This window comes from Thiomonas sp. DCM-2, from assembly GCF_056820905.1.
In genome coordinates this window covers 412,603-428,129 of the sequence record NZ_CM165962.1, presented here as the reverse complement: position 1 = coordinate 428,129, position 15,527 = coordinate 412,603, and the positions used below count along the sequence as shown (strand labels likewise).

Annotated in this window: 16 protein-coding genes; 9 read left to right on the top strand and 7 right to left on the bottom strand. The window is 67.4% G+C overall.

Translation table 11 applies throughout. The annotated features are described in order from the left end of the window. The first annotated feature begins 42 nt into the window (after positions 1-42). From tldD to AC1ZQA_RS02125, 3 genes are all read left to right on the top strand, one after another. Positions 43-1,506 (top strand): metalloprotease TldD, encoded by a 1,464-nt coding sequence (gene tldD, locus AC1ZQA_RS02135; RefSeq protein WP_482678200.1) that lies wholly within the window; start codon positions 43-45, stop codon positions 1,504-1,506. A gap of 464 nt (positions 1,507-1,970) precedes the next feature. Next, positions 1,971-2,426 carry a PsiF family protein gene (locus tag AC1ZQA_RS02130; RefSeq protein WP_482678199.1) on the top strand — a complete coding sequence of 152 codons (456 nt, stop codon included), beginning with the start codon at positions 1,971-1,973 and terminating at the stop codon, positions 2,424-2,426. Positions 2,427-2,544: 118 nt separating this feature from the next. Beyond that, positions 2,545-3,078, top strand: coding sequence for a cytochrome b (locus AC1ZQA_RS02125; protein ID WP_482678198.1), 534 nt, complete (start codon positions 2,545-2,547; stop codon positions 3,076-3,078). Positions 3,079-3,094: 16 nt separating this feature from the next. Here the strand turns inward: AC1ZQA_RS02125 and AC1ZQA_RS02120 are convergent, their stop codons facing one another. Continuing rightward, positions 3,095-3,916 carry a PPK2 family polyphosphate kinase gene (locus tag AC1ZQA_RS02120; protein ID WP_482678197.1) on the bottom strand — a complete coding sequence of 274 codons (822 nt, stop codon included), beginning with the start codon at positions 3,914-3,916 and terminating at the stop codon, positions 3,095-3,097. Positions 3,917-3,926: 10 nt separating this feature from the next. Beyond that, positions 3,927-4,835, bottom strand: a complete 909-nt coding sequence (locus AC1ZQA_RS02115; RefSeq protein ID WP_482678196.1) for a tetratricopeptide repeat protein — start codon at positions 4,833-4,835, stop codon at positions 3,927-3,929. 110 nt (positions 4,836-4,945) lie between these two features. Between AC1ZQA_RS02115 and AC1ZQA_RS02110 the strand changes: the two genes are divergently transcribed. Genes AC1ZQA_RS02110 through AC1ZQA_RS02100 form a run of 3 tightly spaced genes read left to right on the top strand, consistent with a single transcriptional unit; the run spans position 4,946 to position 6,938 of the window. After that, complete coding sequence (locus tag AC1ZQA_RS02110) at positions 4,946-5,566, top strand: LemA family protein (RefSeq protein ID WP_482678195.1); 621 nt, start codon at positions 4,946-4,948, stop codon at positions 5,564-5,566. 6 nt (positions 5,567-5,572) lie between these two features. Continuing rightward, positions 5,573-6,430 (top strand): TPM domain-containing protein, encoded by an 858-nt coding sequence (locus tag AC1ZQA_RS02105; protein ID WP_482678194.1) that lies wholly within the window; start codon positions 5,573-5,575, stop codon positions 6,428-6,430. A 1-nt stretch (position 6,431) separates the two neighbouring features. Then, on the top strand, positions 6,432-6,938 hold the full coding sequence (locus AC1ZQA_RS02100; RefSeq protein ID WP_482678193.1) for a TPM domain-containing protein: 507 nt from the start codon (positions 6,432-6,434) through the stop codon (positions 6,936-6,938). A 9-nt stretch (positions 6,939-6,947) separates the two neighbouring features. Here AC1ZQA_RS02100 and AC1ZQA_RS02095 read toward each other — a convergent pair whose 3' ends face one another. Continuing rightward, positions 6,948-9,281 carry an AsmA family protein gene (locus AC1ZQA_RS02095; protein WP_482678192.1) on the bottom strand — a complete coding sequence of 778 codons (2,334 nt, stop codon included), beginning with the start codon at positions 9,279-9,281 and terminating at the stop codon, positions 6,948-6,950. A 139-nt stretch (positions 9,282-9,420) separates the two neighbouring features. Here AC1ZQA_RS02095 and AC1ZQA_RS02090 point away from each other — a divergent pair, with 139 nt between their 5' ends. Together AC1ZQA_RS02090 and AC1ZQA_RS02085 are read left to right on the top strand one after the other, a co-directional pair. Next, positions 9,421-10,629, top strand: coding sequence for an FAD-dependent monooxygenase (locus tag AC1ZQA_RS02090; protein ID WP_482678191.1), 1,209 nt, complete (start codon positions 9,421-9,423; stop codon positions 10,627-10,629). 26 nt (positions 10,630-10,655) lie between these two features. Then, positions 10,656-11,393: a DsbC family protein gene (locus tag AC1ZQA_RS02085; RefSeq protein ID WP_482678190.1), complete on the top strand. Its 738-nt coding sequence runs from the start codon at positions 10,656-10,658 to the stop codon at positions 11,391-11,393. A gap of 151 nt (positions 11,394-11,544) precedes the next feature. Here the strand turns inward: AC1ZQA_RS02085 and AC1ZQA_RS02080 are convergent, their stop codons facing one another. From AC1ZQA_RS02080 to AC1ZQA_RS02070, 3 genes are read right to left on the bottom strand one after another with little or no spacing between them, the layout of a single operon-like run. Beyond that, positions 11,545-11,883 carry an AzlD domain-containing protein gene (locus AC1ZQA_RS02080; protein ID WP_482678189.1) on the bottom strand — a complete coding sequence of 113 codons (339 nt, stop codon included), beginning with the start codon at positions 11,881-11,883 and terminating at the stop codon, positions 11,545-11,547. Beyond that, positions 11,880-12,629: an AzlC family ABC transporter permease gene (locus AC1ZQA_RS02075; RefSeq protein ID WP_482678188.1), complete on the bottom strand. Its 750-nt coding sequence runs from the start codon at positions 12,627-12,629 to the stop codon at positions 11,880-11,882. The genes AC1ZQA_RS02080 and AC1ZQA_RS02075 overlap by 4 nt, the downstream gene beginning before the upstream one ends. An 18-nt stretch (positions 12,630-12,647) precedes the next feature. Further along, positions 12,648-13,532, bottom strand: a complete 885-nt coding sequence (locus AC1ZQA_RS02070; protein WP_482678187.1) for a helix-turn-helix domain-containing protein — start codon at positions 13,530-13,532, stop codon at positions 12,648-12,650. Positions 13,533-13,579: 47 nt separating this feature from the next. Here AC1ZQA_RS02070 and AC1ZQA_RS02065 point away from each other — a divergent pair, with 47 nt between their 5' ends. Further along, positions 13,580-13,999 carry a DUF3806 domain-containing protein gene (locus tag AC1ZQA_RS02065; RefSeq protein ID WP_482678186.1) on the top strand — a complete coding sequence of 140 codons (420 nt, stop codon included), beginning with the start codon at positions 13,580-13,582 and terminating at the stop codon, positions 13,997-13,999. A 6-nt stretch (positions 14,000-14,005) separates the two neighbouring features. Here the strand turns inward: AC1ZQA_RS02065 and AC1ZQA_RS02060 are convergent, their stop codons facing one another. After that, positions 14,006-15,523, bottom strand: a complete 1,518-nt coding sequence (locus tag AC1ZQA_RS02060; RefSeq protein ID WP_482678185.1) for a cytochrome-c peroxidase — start codon at positions 15,521-15,523, stop codon at positions 14,006-14,008. Positions 15,524-15,527 lie beyond the last annotated feature (4 nt).

The window sequence follows — 15,527 nt, the reverse complement described above, 5'->3', positions numbered from 1 at the left end:
CTCAGCGCGCAGGGGCTTGGCGCCCTTCCTACAATCGAGCCCATGAACATGATGACCGAACCCGCGCTGTTGCGCCTGGACGAGGCGCGCCGCGTCTTGCTCGACCCCTATCAGATCGACGAATCCGCCCTGCAGCGCGCGCTGGGCAAGGTGTTCGAGCACAGGCTCGACTACGCCGACGTCTACCTGCAATACACCCGCTCCGAGGGCTGGAGCCTGGAAGAAGGCATGGTCAAGTCGGGCAGCTTCGACATCGAGCAGGGCTTCGGCATCCGCGCGGTGCAGGGCGAGAAAACCGCCTTCGCGTATTCCGACGACATTTCCGAACTCGCCCTGCTCGAAGCCGCCGACACGGTGCGCAGCATTGCGCGTGCGGGCAAGGGCAGCGCCAAGGTGCCCACCGACACCCGACGCAGCGCTGCGCGGGTGCTCTATGGCGCGAGCGATCCGCTGAGCGCGCTGGGCTCCGATGCGAAGGTCGCACTGCTGCAGAAGGTGGACCGGCTTGCGCGCGCCAAGGACCCGCGCGTGGTGCAGGTCATGGCCAGCCTGGGCGGTGAACACGATGTGATGCTGGTGCTGCGTTCCGACGGTCTGCTGGCCGCCGATGTGCGCCCGCTGGTGCGCCTGAGCGTGAATGTCATCGTCGAGCAGAACGGTCGGCGCGAGTCCGGCTCGTCGGGCGGCGGCGGGCGTTTTGGCCTGGGCCACTTCGACGACGCGCTGATTGCGCAATATGTCGACGAAGCGGTGAACACGGCGCTGGTGAACCTCGAATCCCGCCCCGCACCTGCGGGCGAGATGAGCGTGGTGCTCGGCCCCGGCTGGCCGGGCGTGCTGCTGCACGAGGCCGTGGGCCACGGTCTGGAAGGCGACTTCAACCGCAAGGGATCGAGCGCGTTCTCTGGCCGCATGGGCCAGCGCGTTGCCGCGCGCGGCGTGACCGTGCTCGACGACGGCACCCTGCCCGACCGGCGCGGCTCGCTCAACGTGGACGACGAAGGCAACCCGACGCAGCGCAATGTGCTGATCGAGGACGGCATTCTGGTCGGCTACATGCAGGACATGCTCAACGCCCGGCTGATGGGCCGCGCGCCCACCGGAAACGGCCGCCGCGAAAGCTATGCCCATGTGCCGATGCCGCGCATGACCAACACCTACATGCTGGCCGGAGACCGCGATCCGGCGGAAATCCTCGCCAGCATCGATCGCGGGCTGTACGCAGTGAACTTCGGCGGCGGGCAGGTGGACATCACCAGCGGCAAGTTCGTGTTTTCCGCAAGCGAAGCCTGGTGGGTGGAAAAGGGCAAGCCGCTCTACCCGGTGAAGGGCGCCACGCTGATCGGCAACGGCCCCGATGCCCTCACCCGGGTGAGCATGATCGGCAACGATCTGCGGCTGGACAGCGGCGTGGGCACCTGCGGCAAGGAAGGCCAGAGTGTGCCGGTCGGCGTGGGCCAGCCCACACTGCGCATCGACGGCGTGACCGTGGGCGGCACGGGCTGAGCAGGCCTTCGCTTTCGGGCCTGTTCACGCTATTGGTACACCCGCGCCGGGGGTCTGGGCGGATGCAATGCGAGGCGCAGGCCGCACCGTGGTGTGTTGCACCACAAGCGGACTGCAACGTGGCAGTGCGCCGCCCAGACCCCCGGCCCGCTGGGTTGCCCCCAGGCGGGGTGTCTGCGGCGTTGTCAGCCTGGGGCAAGGCGCCCAGCCTTGCCCCAGGCCTCCGCCTTGCATCCATCCCCGCCTGGGGGCAACGCGGGTGCACCAATAGCGTGAACAGGCCCTCACCCCACCCGACAGCCGGGGCGCAGCGATGCGTTCCGGCTGTTTCGTTTTTTACCTCTGGTGACATCGGTGAAATATGGTTTACGGTGCATGATCAAACCGTGCACGCTGGGTACAGTGCGCGCAGGCCGAATCCATTTTCGGCGCTTCCTCCCACACTGCTGAAAAAGGACACCCCCATGAAAACCACCTCCCTGCTTGCTGCCGCCCTGAGCTGTGCTGTGCTCGCCTTCCCCGCCGTGGCCTCGGCCAGCCTGCTGAAAAATCACGAAGCCAAGGCGCAATGTGAAAAGCAGGCCAAGGAGCAAAGTCTGAAAGACAAGGACCGCACCGAGTTCATCAAGTCCTGTGTGAGCAAGGCGGAAGCTGCCACACCCGCCGCTGCCCCCGCCGCCACGGAAACCAAGAAGGAAACCAAAAAGGAAGAAGCCAAACAGGCAGCCAGCCCATCGGGCTCGGGAACGGCGGCCGCAGCCGGTGGCGGTGCCGGCAAGGTGTGGGTGAACGCATCCACCAAGGTCTATCACTGCCCGGGCGACAAGTACTACGGCAAGACCAAGCACGGCGCGTACATGACCGAAGCGGCAGCCAAGGCCGCTGGCGACCATCCAGCGCATGGCAAGACCTGCAACTGATGTGCGATGGATGCGCCGCGGCTGGGCGGGTGAACGACCTCAGCCCGCGCTAAGTTTCCCAGCTTAAGGTGCGACCACTTCAGTTTCCGGCCGCTGCACCTGTGCGGCCTTGCGCACCATGTCCACGCTCTCCCTGCCCAGGGCACGCTATCACCCCGTCTCCCGGCTGTTGCACTGGGCCGTTGTCGCACTCATCCTGCTCGAATACCCACTGGCCTGGCTGATGACCGATCACCGCGGTGCGCCGGAGACTGCGCTGTCGGCCTGGCATCTCGGCGTCGGTACGGCGGTGATGACTCTGATCGTGCTGCGCCTGGTCTGGCGGCTGGTCAAGACGCCGCCGCCCCACCCGCCCATGCCCGCATGGCAGGCACGCGCCGCGCGGGCTACGCATGGGCTGCTCTACGCCGGGTTTGTCGGCCTTCCTCTGCTGGGCTGGCTTGCCGCCTCGGCACGCGACTGGCCGGTGCACTGGATCGGTCTGGTGTCGCTGCCTGCGCTGTTTCCGGCCAATGCCGGCTGGGCCGAGCGGCTGGGCGACGTGCATCAGGTCCTCGCCCTGGGGCTGCTCGGATTGATCGGGCTGCATGTTGCTGCAGCGCTGTACCACGCGGTCATCCTGCGCGACGGCAGCCTGCGGCGGATGTGGTGACGCGGCGACGACGGGCTCAAACCACCTTCAGTCCGGCCAGTTCCGGCTTGCGATCGGGTGCCGTCGCCTTGAGGTTTTTCAGCGCTTCGAGCACCAGCCGCGCGACGATCAGGTTGCGCACCGGCTTGCGGTCGGCCGGCACCACATACCACGGCGCCTGCGCCGTGGACGTGGCTTGCAGCGCCTGGCTGTAGGCGGACTGGTAGGCGCCCCAATACTGCCGTTCCTGCAGATCGGACGGATCGAACTTCCAGTTTTTCAGCGGGTTGTCGATGCGCTCCTGCAGACGCTCGCGCTGCTCGTCAAAGCTCAGGTGCAGAAAGCACTTGACGATGGCCGTGCCGGTCTCAGAGAGCATTTGCTCGAAGTCGGCGATCTGCCGCAGGTAGCGCTTCATCTCGCCGTTCTTGATTTCGCCATGCACCCGGCGGATGACCGGCTCCTCGTAGTGGCTGCGGTTGAACACGCCGATGCAGCCCAGCGGCGGCACCTGGGCGTGCACCCGCCACAGATAGTCATGGCGGCGTTCCTGCGGCGTGGGCACGCTGAACGACGCGGCGCGGATGCCCAGCGGGTTCACCCCGGTGAACACCGCCTTGGTGGTGCTGTCCTTGCCCGCGGAATCCATGCCCTGCAGCACCACCAGCAAGGCGCGTTCGCGGCGGGTGAACAGCAGGTCCTGAATATCGCCGATCTGCTCGCGCAGCGCGGCCAGTTCGGCCTCCAGCGCGTCCTTGGAGGGATTGCCCGGCAGATCGAGCTCGGTCGGGCGGTCATTCAGGTCGAGGGCCTTGCCCGGCTCCACCAGCAGGCTGCGCAGATCGCTCAATGGGGACATGCACCTTCCTTCATCGCTGCACCCCTTTGGCAAGCAAGGCCAGATTGTTTTCAGCACGCTCTTCACCCTGCGCCGCCGCCTGCTTCCACCAGTACCTGGCCTTTTCAGTGTCCTGCAGCTTGCCCAGGCCGCGGTAGTACAGCACCCCCAGACTGAACTGCGCCTGGGCATCCCCATGTTCCGCGGCACGCTGAAACCACCCAGCCGCCTGGGTGTAGTCCGGGCTGCCCCCCCGCCCCATGGCCAGCAGAGTGGCGAGCTCGCGCTGCGCTGCAGGCAGCTCCATTTCTGCTGCCTTGCGCAACCAGACTATGGCTTGCGCGTCGTCCTGCGCCACGCCCTGCCCGGTGAGGAACAGATGGCCGTAGCGATAGCAGGCCTCGCGGTAACCTTGATGCGCTGCAAGGGCGAACATCGACGCGGCCCGCACCAGATCCACCGGGGTGCCGCGGCCCGTCTGCAAAAACGTGCCCAGGTTGCATTGCCCGCCAGGGTCTCCCGCCTCGGCTGCGCGCTGGTACCAGATCAACGCCTGGGCATCGCTGCGCGGCACGCCAAGCCCTTGTTCGTAGAGATAGCCCAAGCCGTTCATGGCGCGCGCCAGCCCGGCTTGCGCGGCCTGCTGCCACAGGGCGAGTGCCTGCGCGCTGTCCGGTGCCACGCCATGGCCGTGGACATAGAGCCAGCCGAGGTTGTACTGAGCGCCCGCCGAGCCTTGATCGGCGGCCTTGCGATACCAGTGCGCCGCATGCACATAGTCCTTGCGGTCGTGGTAATGCGCGCCCAGCCATTCCTGCGCGGTGGCGTCGCCCGCATGGGCGAGTGCCTCGAGCGGGTGCTGGGTCTCGTCGAAATCGAGGTGCTGCGGCGGCTCGGTCTGCGGCCCGATTTCGGTGTTGGGGAGCGGTGGAATCTGCATCGGAACAACGGTTTTATCCTGTTTCGCAGCATACCGCCGCCTCGCGCTGGCCAGAAAGAAACAAACGGTATGCTTTGCAATCACATTTCATTTTCCCCGGAGATCTGCTCATGCGCCGCCTGCTATCTGTCGTGTTGCTGTCTGTCGCCCTGCTCAGCCTGAGTGGCTGTGGCTACAACGCGCTGCAATCTTCAGACGAACAGATCAAGGCCAGCTGGGCCGAGGTGCTCAACCAGTACCAGCGCCGTGCCGATCTGGTGCCCAATCTGGTGAACGTGGTCAAGGGCTATGCCGCGCACGAAAAGGATGTGTTCGTGCAGGTGACCGAGGCGCGTGCCAAGGTCGGCCAGATCCAGGCCACGCCCGAGCTGATCAACGATCCGGCCGCGTTCGCCAAGTTCCAGGAAGCACAGGCGCAGATGACCACCGCGCTCTCGAGGCTGATCGCGGTGTCGGAGAACTATCCGCAGCTCAAGGCCGACGGCGTGTTCCGCGATCTGCAGGCGCAGCTCGAGGGCACCGAGAACCGCATCGCGGTTGCACGCATGCGCTACATCGAGGCGGTGCAGAACTACAACAATCTGGTGCGGCAGTTCCCGAGCAATCTCACCGCCATGGTCATCGGCATGAAGGTCAAGCCCAGCTTCACCGTCGAAAACGAAAAGGCCATTTCTGTGGCGCCCAAGGTGGACTTCGGCGGCATGACGCCCGCCCCGGCTGCGTCGAAATAACTCCCCGTGAACAGGCTGCGTGGGCTGTTGCAGTGCTGGCTGGCAGCGCTGCTGCTGGGCGTGGGCGCAGTGGCCCACGCGGCACTGGTGCCGGTGCCTGCGCTGACCGCGCCGGTCACCGATCTCACCGGCACACTCACGCCGCAGCAGACCGCCGCGCTCGACCAGGAACTGCGCGACTTTGCCGCGCGCAAGGGCAGCCAGATCGCTGTGCTCATCGTCCCGAGCACCGCACCGGAAGCCATCGAGCAATACAGCATCCGCGTCACCGACGTCTGGAAGCTCGGGCGCAAGGGGCAGGATGACGGCGTGCTGCTGCTGGTGGCCAAGGACGACCGCACGATGCGCATCGAGGTGGGCTATGGCCTGGAGGGCGCCATTCCGGACGCGATCGCCAAGCGCATCATCGCCGAAGTGATCACCCCGCAGTTCAAGCAGGGCAACTTTTACGACGGGCTGCAGGACGGGGTGCAGAGCATCATGAAATTGATCGACGGCGAGCAGTTGCCACCGCCCAGGGCTGCTGCCTCTCCTGCGGGCGGCGTCAACCCGACCGAGACCGCATTCTTCCTGCTGATCGCCGCGATCGTCGTCGGCTCCGCGCTGCGCGCCGTGCTGGGCCGCACCGTCGGCTCGGGTCTGGCCGGTCTGATCGCGGGCGGCGCGGGCTGGCTCTTGATCGGTTCGGCACTGCTGGGTTTGGGGCTGGCCGTGGCGGCGTTCTTCGCCGTGTTCAGCGGCGTGCGTTTCGGCGGTGGGCCGGGTGGGTTTGGCGGGGGCGGCTTCGGTGGGGGCAACGGCTCCGGCGGCTTCAGCGGCGGTGGCGGCGGGTTTGGCGGAGGCGGCGCTTCGGGCCGGTGGTGAGATGCAGATCAAACGCCTGATCCGTCATCTTGCCTTTGCGCCCTGGCGCGTGCGCAGGGCGTTTCCGAAGGCCACGCTGCAGGCCATCGCGCAGGCCATCCATGCCGCCGAGCAGCAACACGGCGGCGAGATCCGCTTTGCCGTGGAGGGTGCGCTCGACCTGCCCGAACTCTGGCGGGGATGTACCGCGCGCGAGCGGGCCATCGAGGTGTTCTCGCACCTGCGGGTGTGGGACACCGAGCACAACGACGGCGTGCTGATCTACCTGCTGCTGGCCGAGCGCGACGTGGAAATCGTCGCTGACCGTGGCATTCACCAGCAGGTGGATGCGGGCGCCTGGGAACAGGTGTGCCGCGACATGGAAGCGCTGCTGCGTCAGGGCCGTTTCGAGGACGCGGCGCTGCAGGGTATTGCCGGGGTCAGCGCCCTGCTCGCCCGCCACGCTCCCTTGCACCCTGCGGGCAGGCGCAACGAGCTGCCCGATTGGCCGGTGGTGCTGCGGCTGTGAGCGGGGTGCTCAGGGCAGCAGCCCCTTGAACAGGCCGGGGATGACCGGCCGCATGGGTTTGGCTTGCTGCGGCGCGAGCTCCTTGCGCAACGCGTCCTCCAACTGGGTCTGCAGCGCGCGGCGCAGCAGATTGCCGCCAGCCTGCGACCACAGCACGGTGGAGTCCGGCTGGGCAAAGCTGCCGCTCACGCGCACCGGCACGGTGATGCCCCGCAGGGCTGCAAGCCCCGCGCCGCCCTGTCCTTGCGGCGTGCCGACCACGCTGGGCAGCAGCAGGTAGTCCATGCGCTGCCTGGGCAGGTCGAACCAGCCTTCGCCGCCAACCCGCAGCAAGGGGCTCTGCACCAGCAGATCGCTGTTTTTGGCCACGCCGTCTTGCAGATTCAGGGTCGCCCCCAGCGCGGTGAAGTCGGTCTGCTCTCCCGGCGTGGCAGCGAAGCTGCTGTCCTTGCGCGCAGCCAGCAGCGCGCGGGCGTTGCGCAGCATCTGCGCCAGGCTGAACCCTTTGACGGCGCCGTTTTTCACGTCCAGCCGCGCCTTGCCCGACAGGCTGGACATCAAGGCCTGCCGGGTCTTGCCCTGGGCGTTCAGATTCACTGTCCAGCTGGCCTTGCCGAGCAGAAAAGCCTTGCCCGTGAGGGCCTGCAGAATGGGTTGCACACTGACATCGCGTGCGCTTTGCTGCAGGGCATAGTGTTGGCTCGCCAGATCGACATGCAGAGTGGCGCCCACCGTGCCGCCGAACCCCTGCGCGCTGAATGGCTGCAGAGTCAGGGTCTTGCGGTCGCTGGCGAGAGTGCCCTGCACCGCGCTCCACTGCATGCCCTTGAACAGCAGGCTGCCGATCTTGAACTGCGCGCTCAGCGCGACGGTGCGGAAGGCCGAGAGGTCGATGGGCGTGTCGGTTGCCGCGGCAGGCTTCCTGGCCGCAGGTTTGGCGGGCGCGGGTGGCAGCCAGTCGTCGAGCTGGATGCGGTCTGCGTTCAGGTCGAGCTTCACGGCGCCGGGCTGTGTCCAACTGCCCGAGGCCTTGACCGCGCTCCCGGCCAGCAATCCCTGCAACGCGAATTGGGCCGCCTGCGGCGCGGTACCCGCAGCGGCCGCATAGCGCGCGTTGCCCTGCAGCGCCAGGGTGTGCGGCCTGGCCGCGTCGGCTCCCGTCACCTGCCCGGACAGCTTGAGCGCCACCAGGTCGCAGCGCGACTGGGACAGATCGAGTTGCAGCGGCGAGGCCAGGGTGAACTGCAGCGCGCCGGCCGCATTGGCCGCGCCACGCTGCACATCGACCTGCGCGATGGGAATGCGCAGTGCGTGCCACGTGCCCGTGGCTTGCTGGGTGCGGACATCAAGCTGCACCGGCTGCGGCGCGGCCAGGTGCAGCTCTGCGCGGAGCGCGCCGAGCTGCAGCGCATCGCCCTGGAGATTGAAGGTCGGCAGGCTGGCCTGCGCGGTCAGTGCCTCACCATCGGCGGTGCGCGCCGTGGTCTTGAGGCTGCCCTGCTGCGCACCGAGGGTCAGCGCCGGACGGGTGCTCAGGCCCAGCCGGGCCACGTTGACCTGGGTCTGCATGGTCTTGAGGCCAAGCGCATCGCCCTGCACCGACAAGGCCAGGTCAGACAGCGCCAGGCTGTGCTGCGCGGGATCGGACTGCAACTTGCCGCGCAGGTCGATGCGGGTCGCCAGCATGGGCTGGACGAAGCGTGCGGTGGTGCCGAGGTGCAAGCTGCCCGCGCTGCCGCCGTCCAGCCCGGCGAGCTCCAGATCCAGCCCGGCGAATTCGCCGTGGAACTGCGCCTTGTCATCATCGAAGGTGATGACACCCTGCTCGACCTGCAGGCGGTGCACCGACAGGCCCAGCGGGCTGCGCGCCTGTGCGGCATCGGGCTTGCTGTCGGGCAGCAGATCGGCAAAGTTGAACTGTCCCTGGGCATTGCGAGCGACGTGGACCTGCGGCTTGATCATCACCACACGATCGACCACCAGCTTGCGGCGCAACAGAGCGAACAGGTCGAGGTGCAGCCGAAGGTCGTCGGCCCGGGCGAACACTGCAGAGGAATCGCGCTCGCTCAGGGTGAACGGCCCGGTGCGCAGGGTCAGCGGCGGAAACAACTCCAGCGCAATGGTGCCCGGCAGCGTGAGCGTGCGGTGTTCGCGCTCCTTCACCACCTGGATCAGCATGGCCTTGTACTGGTTGGGATCGAAGGTGAGCAGCACGATGCTCAACCCGCCCACCACCAGAATGACTGCAGCCAGCAACGCGGCCAGCAAGCCCTTGAGCAGCCGCACCAGCCAGCGCTTGCGCGGCGCGGGCATGAGCGGCAGCGGCGCAGTGCCCTCAGTCATTGTCGGGACTTGCGCCACGCGGACGGGCCGTCAGGGGCACAATGCGGGCTGTGTTGGCAAACATGGACCTGATTCTAGGCAGCTTGTCTGACACGCCGAAGTTCCCAGAAAACGCGGTGCCCGGCGCCGCGATGTCCTCATGTCCACCCCATCTCCTGACCTCCTGATTCTCGGCGGCGGCATCGTCGGCAAGGCCTGCGCCCTGGCACTGGCCCAGGCCGGGCTGAACCTTACCCTGCTGGGCGCGCACGCGGTTGCGCAGCCCTTGCCGCCCGATCGCTACACCCAGCGGCTGTTTGCGCTCAATGCCGCGTCGCGGCAATTGCTCGATCAACTGCGCGTGTGGCCGCACATTCCGCCGGAACGCGTGCAGCCGGTGCAGGCCATGCACATCCGCGCCGACGGGGCGCAGCTCACATTCCGGGCGCAGGACGCCCGGGCCGAGGCACTGGCGTGGATCGTCGAGTCCGACGCCATCGAAGCCGCACTCGATCTGGCGCTGCGTTTCGAGCGCCGGGTCCAGATCGACCCCGCACAGGCCGATCGCCTGCATCACGCGCCCGCCAGCGGCTGGCAGATCCAGACCCACGATGGCCGCACACTGCAGGCCGCGCTGCTGGTCGGCGCGGACGGCGAGAACAGCCTGGTGCGCAAGGCCTCCGGCATTCCGATGGACGTGCACGACTACATGCAGCGCGGCGTGGTAGCCAATTTCGTCTGCGCCACGCCGCACGACGGCGTGGCCTTCCAGACCTTTGCCGACGGCGGCGTCATCGCCCTGCTGCCGCTGGCACCGATGCAGGGGCAGCCCATGGTGTCGCTGGTGTGGTCTGCCCCCGAGCCGCTGGCGCTGGAATTGCTCGCGCTGCCGCCGGACGCACTCGCACGCCGTGTCGATGCCCATCTGCCCGCGCTGCGTGCGCAGCACCTCGGGCCGCTGCAGGCCACCGGCAACGCGGCGGCGTGGCGACTGCAGCGCCAGCTGGCCCGCCGCGCCGTCGCCGACGATCTGGTGCTGATCGGGGACGCCGCGCACCGCGTGCATCCGCTGGCCGGGCAAGGCCTGAACCTCGGTCTGCAGGATGTGCAGGTGCTGGCCCATACCCTGCAGCAGCGCCCCGCAGGGCAGGCCATCAACGATCCGCGCCTGCTGCGGCGCTACAGCCGCGCCAGGGCGGAACAGGTGCTGGCTCTGGCGACCGCCACCGACGCGCTGGCCCGGCTGTACGCGGCGCCAAGCCGCATTCCCGCGCCGCTGCGTGCATTGGGGCTGCAGGCCGCCAATGCCTTGCCGCCACTCAAGCAACTGCTCACCCGGTATGCTTCGGGTCTTCCCTATCTTGCCTGAGGCGCAGATTTGCGCAAACCGCATTCATGAACTCCCTGCTCTCCCGCTCCGTGCTGCGCGTCCTGCGTCTGGCCGCACTGTCGCTCGCCGCCCTGTCCGTTCCCGCGATGGCACAAACCTTGGCCGACACCCGCGCCGCTCTCGAAAAGGCCATGCCCGGCCTGCCCGCCAGCGCCAAGATCATCAAGACGCCTTACGCCGGGCTGTATGAAGTCGATGTCGGCAGCAAGATTTTCTACACCGATGCCAAGGCCACGTTCCTGTTTGCCGGCGAGATTTTCGACACCAAGACCCAGACCAACATCACCAAGGCGCGCATCGACGACCTGCGCCGGGTGAACTGGAAAGACCTGCCGTTCAAGGACTCGTTCCCGCTGGTGTTCGGCAACGGCAAGCGCCAGATCGCCATTTTCGAAGACCCGTACTGCCCGTACTGCCACAAGATGGAAGCCACGCTGGAGAAGATGAGCAACGTCACGCTGCATGTGTTCGTGGTGCCCATCATCCGCCGCGAATCCATGCAGCAGGCGCGTGACATCTGGTGCACGCCCAACCGCAGCAAGACCTGGCTCGACTGGATGAACAATCAGGTACAGCCGCCCAAGGCCGCAGCGACCTGCGTCGATCCACTCAAGGCCAATGTGCAACTGGCGGAAAAGCTCGGCATCTCTTCCACCCCCACGCTGATCTTCATGGACGGCGACCGCATGGAAGGCGCGCTGCCGCAGGAAGAAGTCGAGAAGAAGCTGGCGTCGATCAAGTAAGGGCAACACTGCATAAGTCCTTGTGATGATGCGCGCCGGGCTGCGGGATGGGATGCAAGGCGCACACCACAGCCATAGCCGTCGCTATGGCGAGGATGTGCAACGCAGCAGACCGACCGCAGGCCGGATGCGCAGCGCGCAAGGGACTTGTTCAGTGTTGCCTAAGGCCCAGACCGAAGCGCCACAGCAGATACACCGCCATGCCACCGGCAATGGCGGCCAGCAGCCTGCGCGTACCCAGCGCCAGCGCGGCGCTGGCCACGGCGCCCGCCAGCCACGGATTGCGCCAGCTCACGTCCCAATGCTGCCCGTCCGGCAGCAACACCATGGGCACGACGATGGCGGTCAGCACGGCCACCGGCACATGGCGCAGCGCCTGCCGCACGCGCGGCGAAAACTGCAGGCGTCCGCCCAGCCCGAACAGGGTGTAGCGGATCAGAAAGGTCACCGCCGCCATGCCGACGATCACGGCCCAGCCTGCCCAAGTCATGGCGTGCCTCGCATCGTCGGCGCCGAACGCGCGGCATCTCGCCCATCCCTCCACACCCCAACCAGCACCCCGGCCAGCGCGGCGCACAGCAGGCCGAGCTTGTAGGGCAGGCCGCGCGCCAGCAATGCCACCGCCGCCGAGGTGAGCGCCACCGCAAGGCTCGGCCGCTCGCGCAACAAGGGCACGACGATGCCCACGAACGTGGCCACCAGGGCGAACTCCAGGCCCAATTGAGCAAGGGCCGGACTGGCCTGGCCCAGCCACGCGCCCGCCGCCGTCCAGCCCAGCCAGTTGACATACATGGCCGCGCCCGAACCCGCGGTGTACCAGTGCTTGAACGGCGCGCCGTCGTCGCGGGCGTAGCGGTGGTGCACGGCGGCATAGGTTTCATCGGTCAGCCAGAACGCCAGCAGCATCCGCCAGCGCTGCGGCAGGCGCGCCACCTGCGGCTGCAGGCTGGCCGAATACAGCAGATGCCGCAGATTGACCACCAGCGTGGTGAACACCACGACCAGCCCACTGGCACCGCTGGCCAGCAGGCTGAGGGCGATGAACTGCGCCGACCCGGCGAACACCAGCGCCGACATGGCCAGCGCGCCCACAATGCCCAGCGGGCTGCTCGCGGCCAGCGCGCCGAAGATCAGCCCGAACGGCGCGGCGCCAAGCAGCAGCGGCAGAGTGTCACGCGCACCGTGGCGCAGTTCGGTCGTTCGGTCCAGTGTCTGGCGGTCGGAAGGAGAGGGCATGGCACACATGCCGACAGATTACCGGCACGCGCCCGCCTGTTCTTGGACGTTCTTGCGCGGTGCGTAGCCGCCGGGGGTGACGCCGAACGCACGTTTGAACAGCCGGTGCAGATGCGACTGGTCGGCAAAGCCCAGGCTGGCCGCCACCTCAGCCGCGCTCTGCCCGCCGCGCAACAGGCGCTTGGCCTGCGCCAGCCTCCACTGGTTGCGCCAGGCATGCGGCGGCAGACCCACGGTGCGCGAAAACACGCGGTTGAGATGCCAGGGGCTCAGACCCACTTCATGCGCCAGCGCGTGGAGGGTCAGGGTGGCGGTGAGATCGGCGCGCAGCATGCCCTGCGCAACCCGCACCGCCTGATCCTCCCGCCCGGTTGCGGGCTCTCGCACACCGGCATGGCGCAGCAGCGGCGCCATCGCCTCGCGCCAGACACCGGCACGCAGCAAGGCATCGTCAGACGCATGCAGTGCGACATGCAAACCCCGCAAGGCCCGGAACAGGGCCGGATCATCGAACACCACCTGATCGAAAACCGGCTGCCGACCGTCGCCCGCGCGCAGCTCGGCCATGAGTTCGGCCAGCAAGGCCGGATGCGGGTAGAACACCCGGTAGGCCCAGCCCGCCTCACACCCACGGCGGCCATCGTGCACTTCTCCGGGCGGAATGACGATGACGCTGCTGGCCGGTGCCACCTGCGCTGCACGGCCGCAGCAAAAACGCTCCACGCCGTCCTCGATCAGCGCAATCACATAGCTGTCGTGCACATGCGGCGCAAATCGATGGTCGAGATAACGCGCCGTGAGCAATTCCATGTCGCCAAAGTCGGCGGCAAAGCGCAACTGGGCAAACTCGCCGCCTGACCCGGATACCCGAGGATTTTTGAATGGTTGCGCTTGTTTCGTCATGGTCGCCAGCGTACAAGCTGGATTCGATCATTGTTCAGGAGGGTGTGATGCGCCTTTTCAATCTGGAACCGCCGGATGTCCAACAACTCACCCAGGCACTGCAGGAGGCCGACCGGCTGGCGCAGGCCTGTTGCGCGGGTCACTGGCTCAGCGGCACCCTGCAGGACTTGCCCATTCTCCAGCGGGTGATCGAGCAGTTCCCCGCGCACACGCTGACCCCGCAACAGGTCCAGGCCATCGCAGCCGCCCTGGGCCGCGTGCTGCTGCACGAGCAGGAGGGCGCCGACTGGGTCATCGTGCAAGGCGCGCATCAGCGCGGCTTCGCCATCCGCCGCCTGGGCACCCTGCACTGGATTTCTCCTCGGGGTGCGCTGTGCTCGCATCTCCATGGCCAGGCGGCGCCCAATCTGCGGCGCGTGTTCGCCAGCATGATGGAGCGCCTGAACCCACCGGCCCTGGCGGCCTGAGCGCCCTCACGACGCTGGCTTGAGGGGCGTGTAGCCGTCGTTGAGCGTGCGCAGGAAGGCAATGATGTCGCGCATGTCCTGCGCGGTCATCGCGGGCTGATCACCCCGCTTGCGGTTGAGGGGCGGATCTGTCACGTCCACATTGGCGCGGTAGGGCGCTGGCAGATCGTTGAACTTCTGCACTTTGCCGTCCGCACCGACCGGATAGATTTTCTGCGGCTGCACGTCGCGGAAGTCGTAGAAATCCAGCACCTGCTGCAGCGTGTGATAGACCCCGTTGTGGAAGTACACTGACCGCTGCGCCACGTTGCGCAGCGTGGGGGTGAGGAACATGCCGCAATACTGCGTCTGATTCCTCAGATCGGCACGGAACGGTCCGCACAGGCCGAGATCGACATAGTGCGGGTCGCGGTTGGCCGGAAGATGCGGGTTGCGCGGCACGCCCAGCGCCTCGTACTGCGTATCGGTGAACAGCGGCGGCAGGCCGTCCCGGGTCGGCTTGTCCAGATGGCAGGCGGCGCAATCGCCCTTTTTCACGTCATTGAAGGCCAGATAGCCGCGCATCTCCTGCGGCGCCAGCCGCGCCTTGCCCTGCAGCCAGGCGTCGAACTTGCTGTTGAAGGCGTGAAAGCTCGGGGCCTCGATTTCATAGCGGGCGATCGCGAACTGCGCCTCGGCCACGACCTGCTGCGGGCTGCCGAACACATTGGGGCCGAAGAGCTGCACGAAGTTGCGTGCATAGGGCTGGCGTTCGATGATCGCCGCCACCCGCTGCGGCGTGCCCGCATCCATCTCCACCGGGTTGAACAGCGGCCCGCCCGCCTGCTGCTGCAGCGTATCGACCCGTCCATCCCAGAACAGACCGCCTTGCGGCACGAGGTTCTGCGCCGCCTGCGCAGTGGCGGCGGCGGTCTTGGTGGTGCGCGCTGCGCTGTTTCCGCGCTGCACCAACTGCTGCAGGGTGGTGGTCTCGTTCTCCTCGTTGTCGGGTCCGATGGAGAAATTCTGCTGGCGATAGAGATAGGCCAGCGATGGCGGCAGGCGATAGCCGGGCGAGGTCAACTGCGGCCCGCCCAGCATCACCGGCCCGCCGCCCGGTGGCGGGGACTGCTGCGCCCCCACGCTCGCCATCGGCTCGCTGCCCCCCAAGGGGGTGAAACCCGCCTTGGGGCGGCCCGGCGGCGGGTTGTAACCGTTTGCCGGATCATGGCAGGACGCGCACGACTGCTTGCCCGACGCCGACAGCGCGGTGTCGAAGAACAAGGCCCGGCCGAGCTGCGCCACGGCGGACAAGGGCTGCTGTTGCGGCAGAACGAGGCGCACCGGATGCGGGTTGCCGCCGAGCGCGTAGATGCTGCTGCGCACCGGATGCAGCAGCCAGTCGATCGGCGGGATGGACGGCTGACTGTGCACACCCCAGGCCAGACCCGCAGCGGCGCAGGCGAGCGATAAGGCCGCGCCCACAGCCATGCGGCGCAGCCAGCGGGAGCGGGTTGTCCTCGCTGCCGCCCCGGCCTCGTGCATGGGG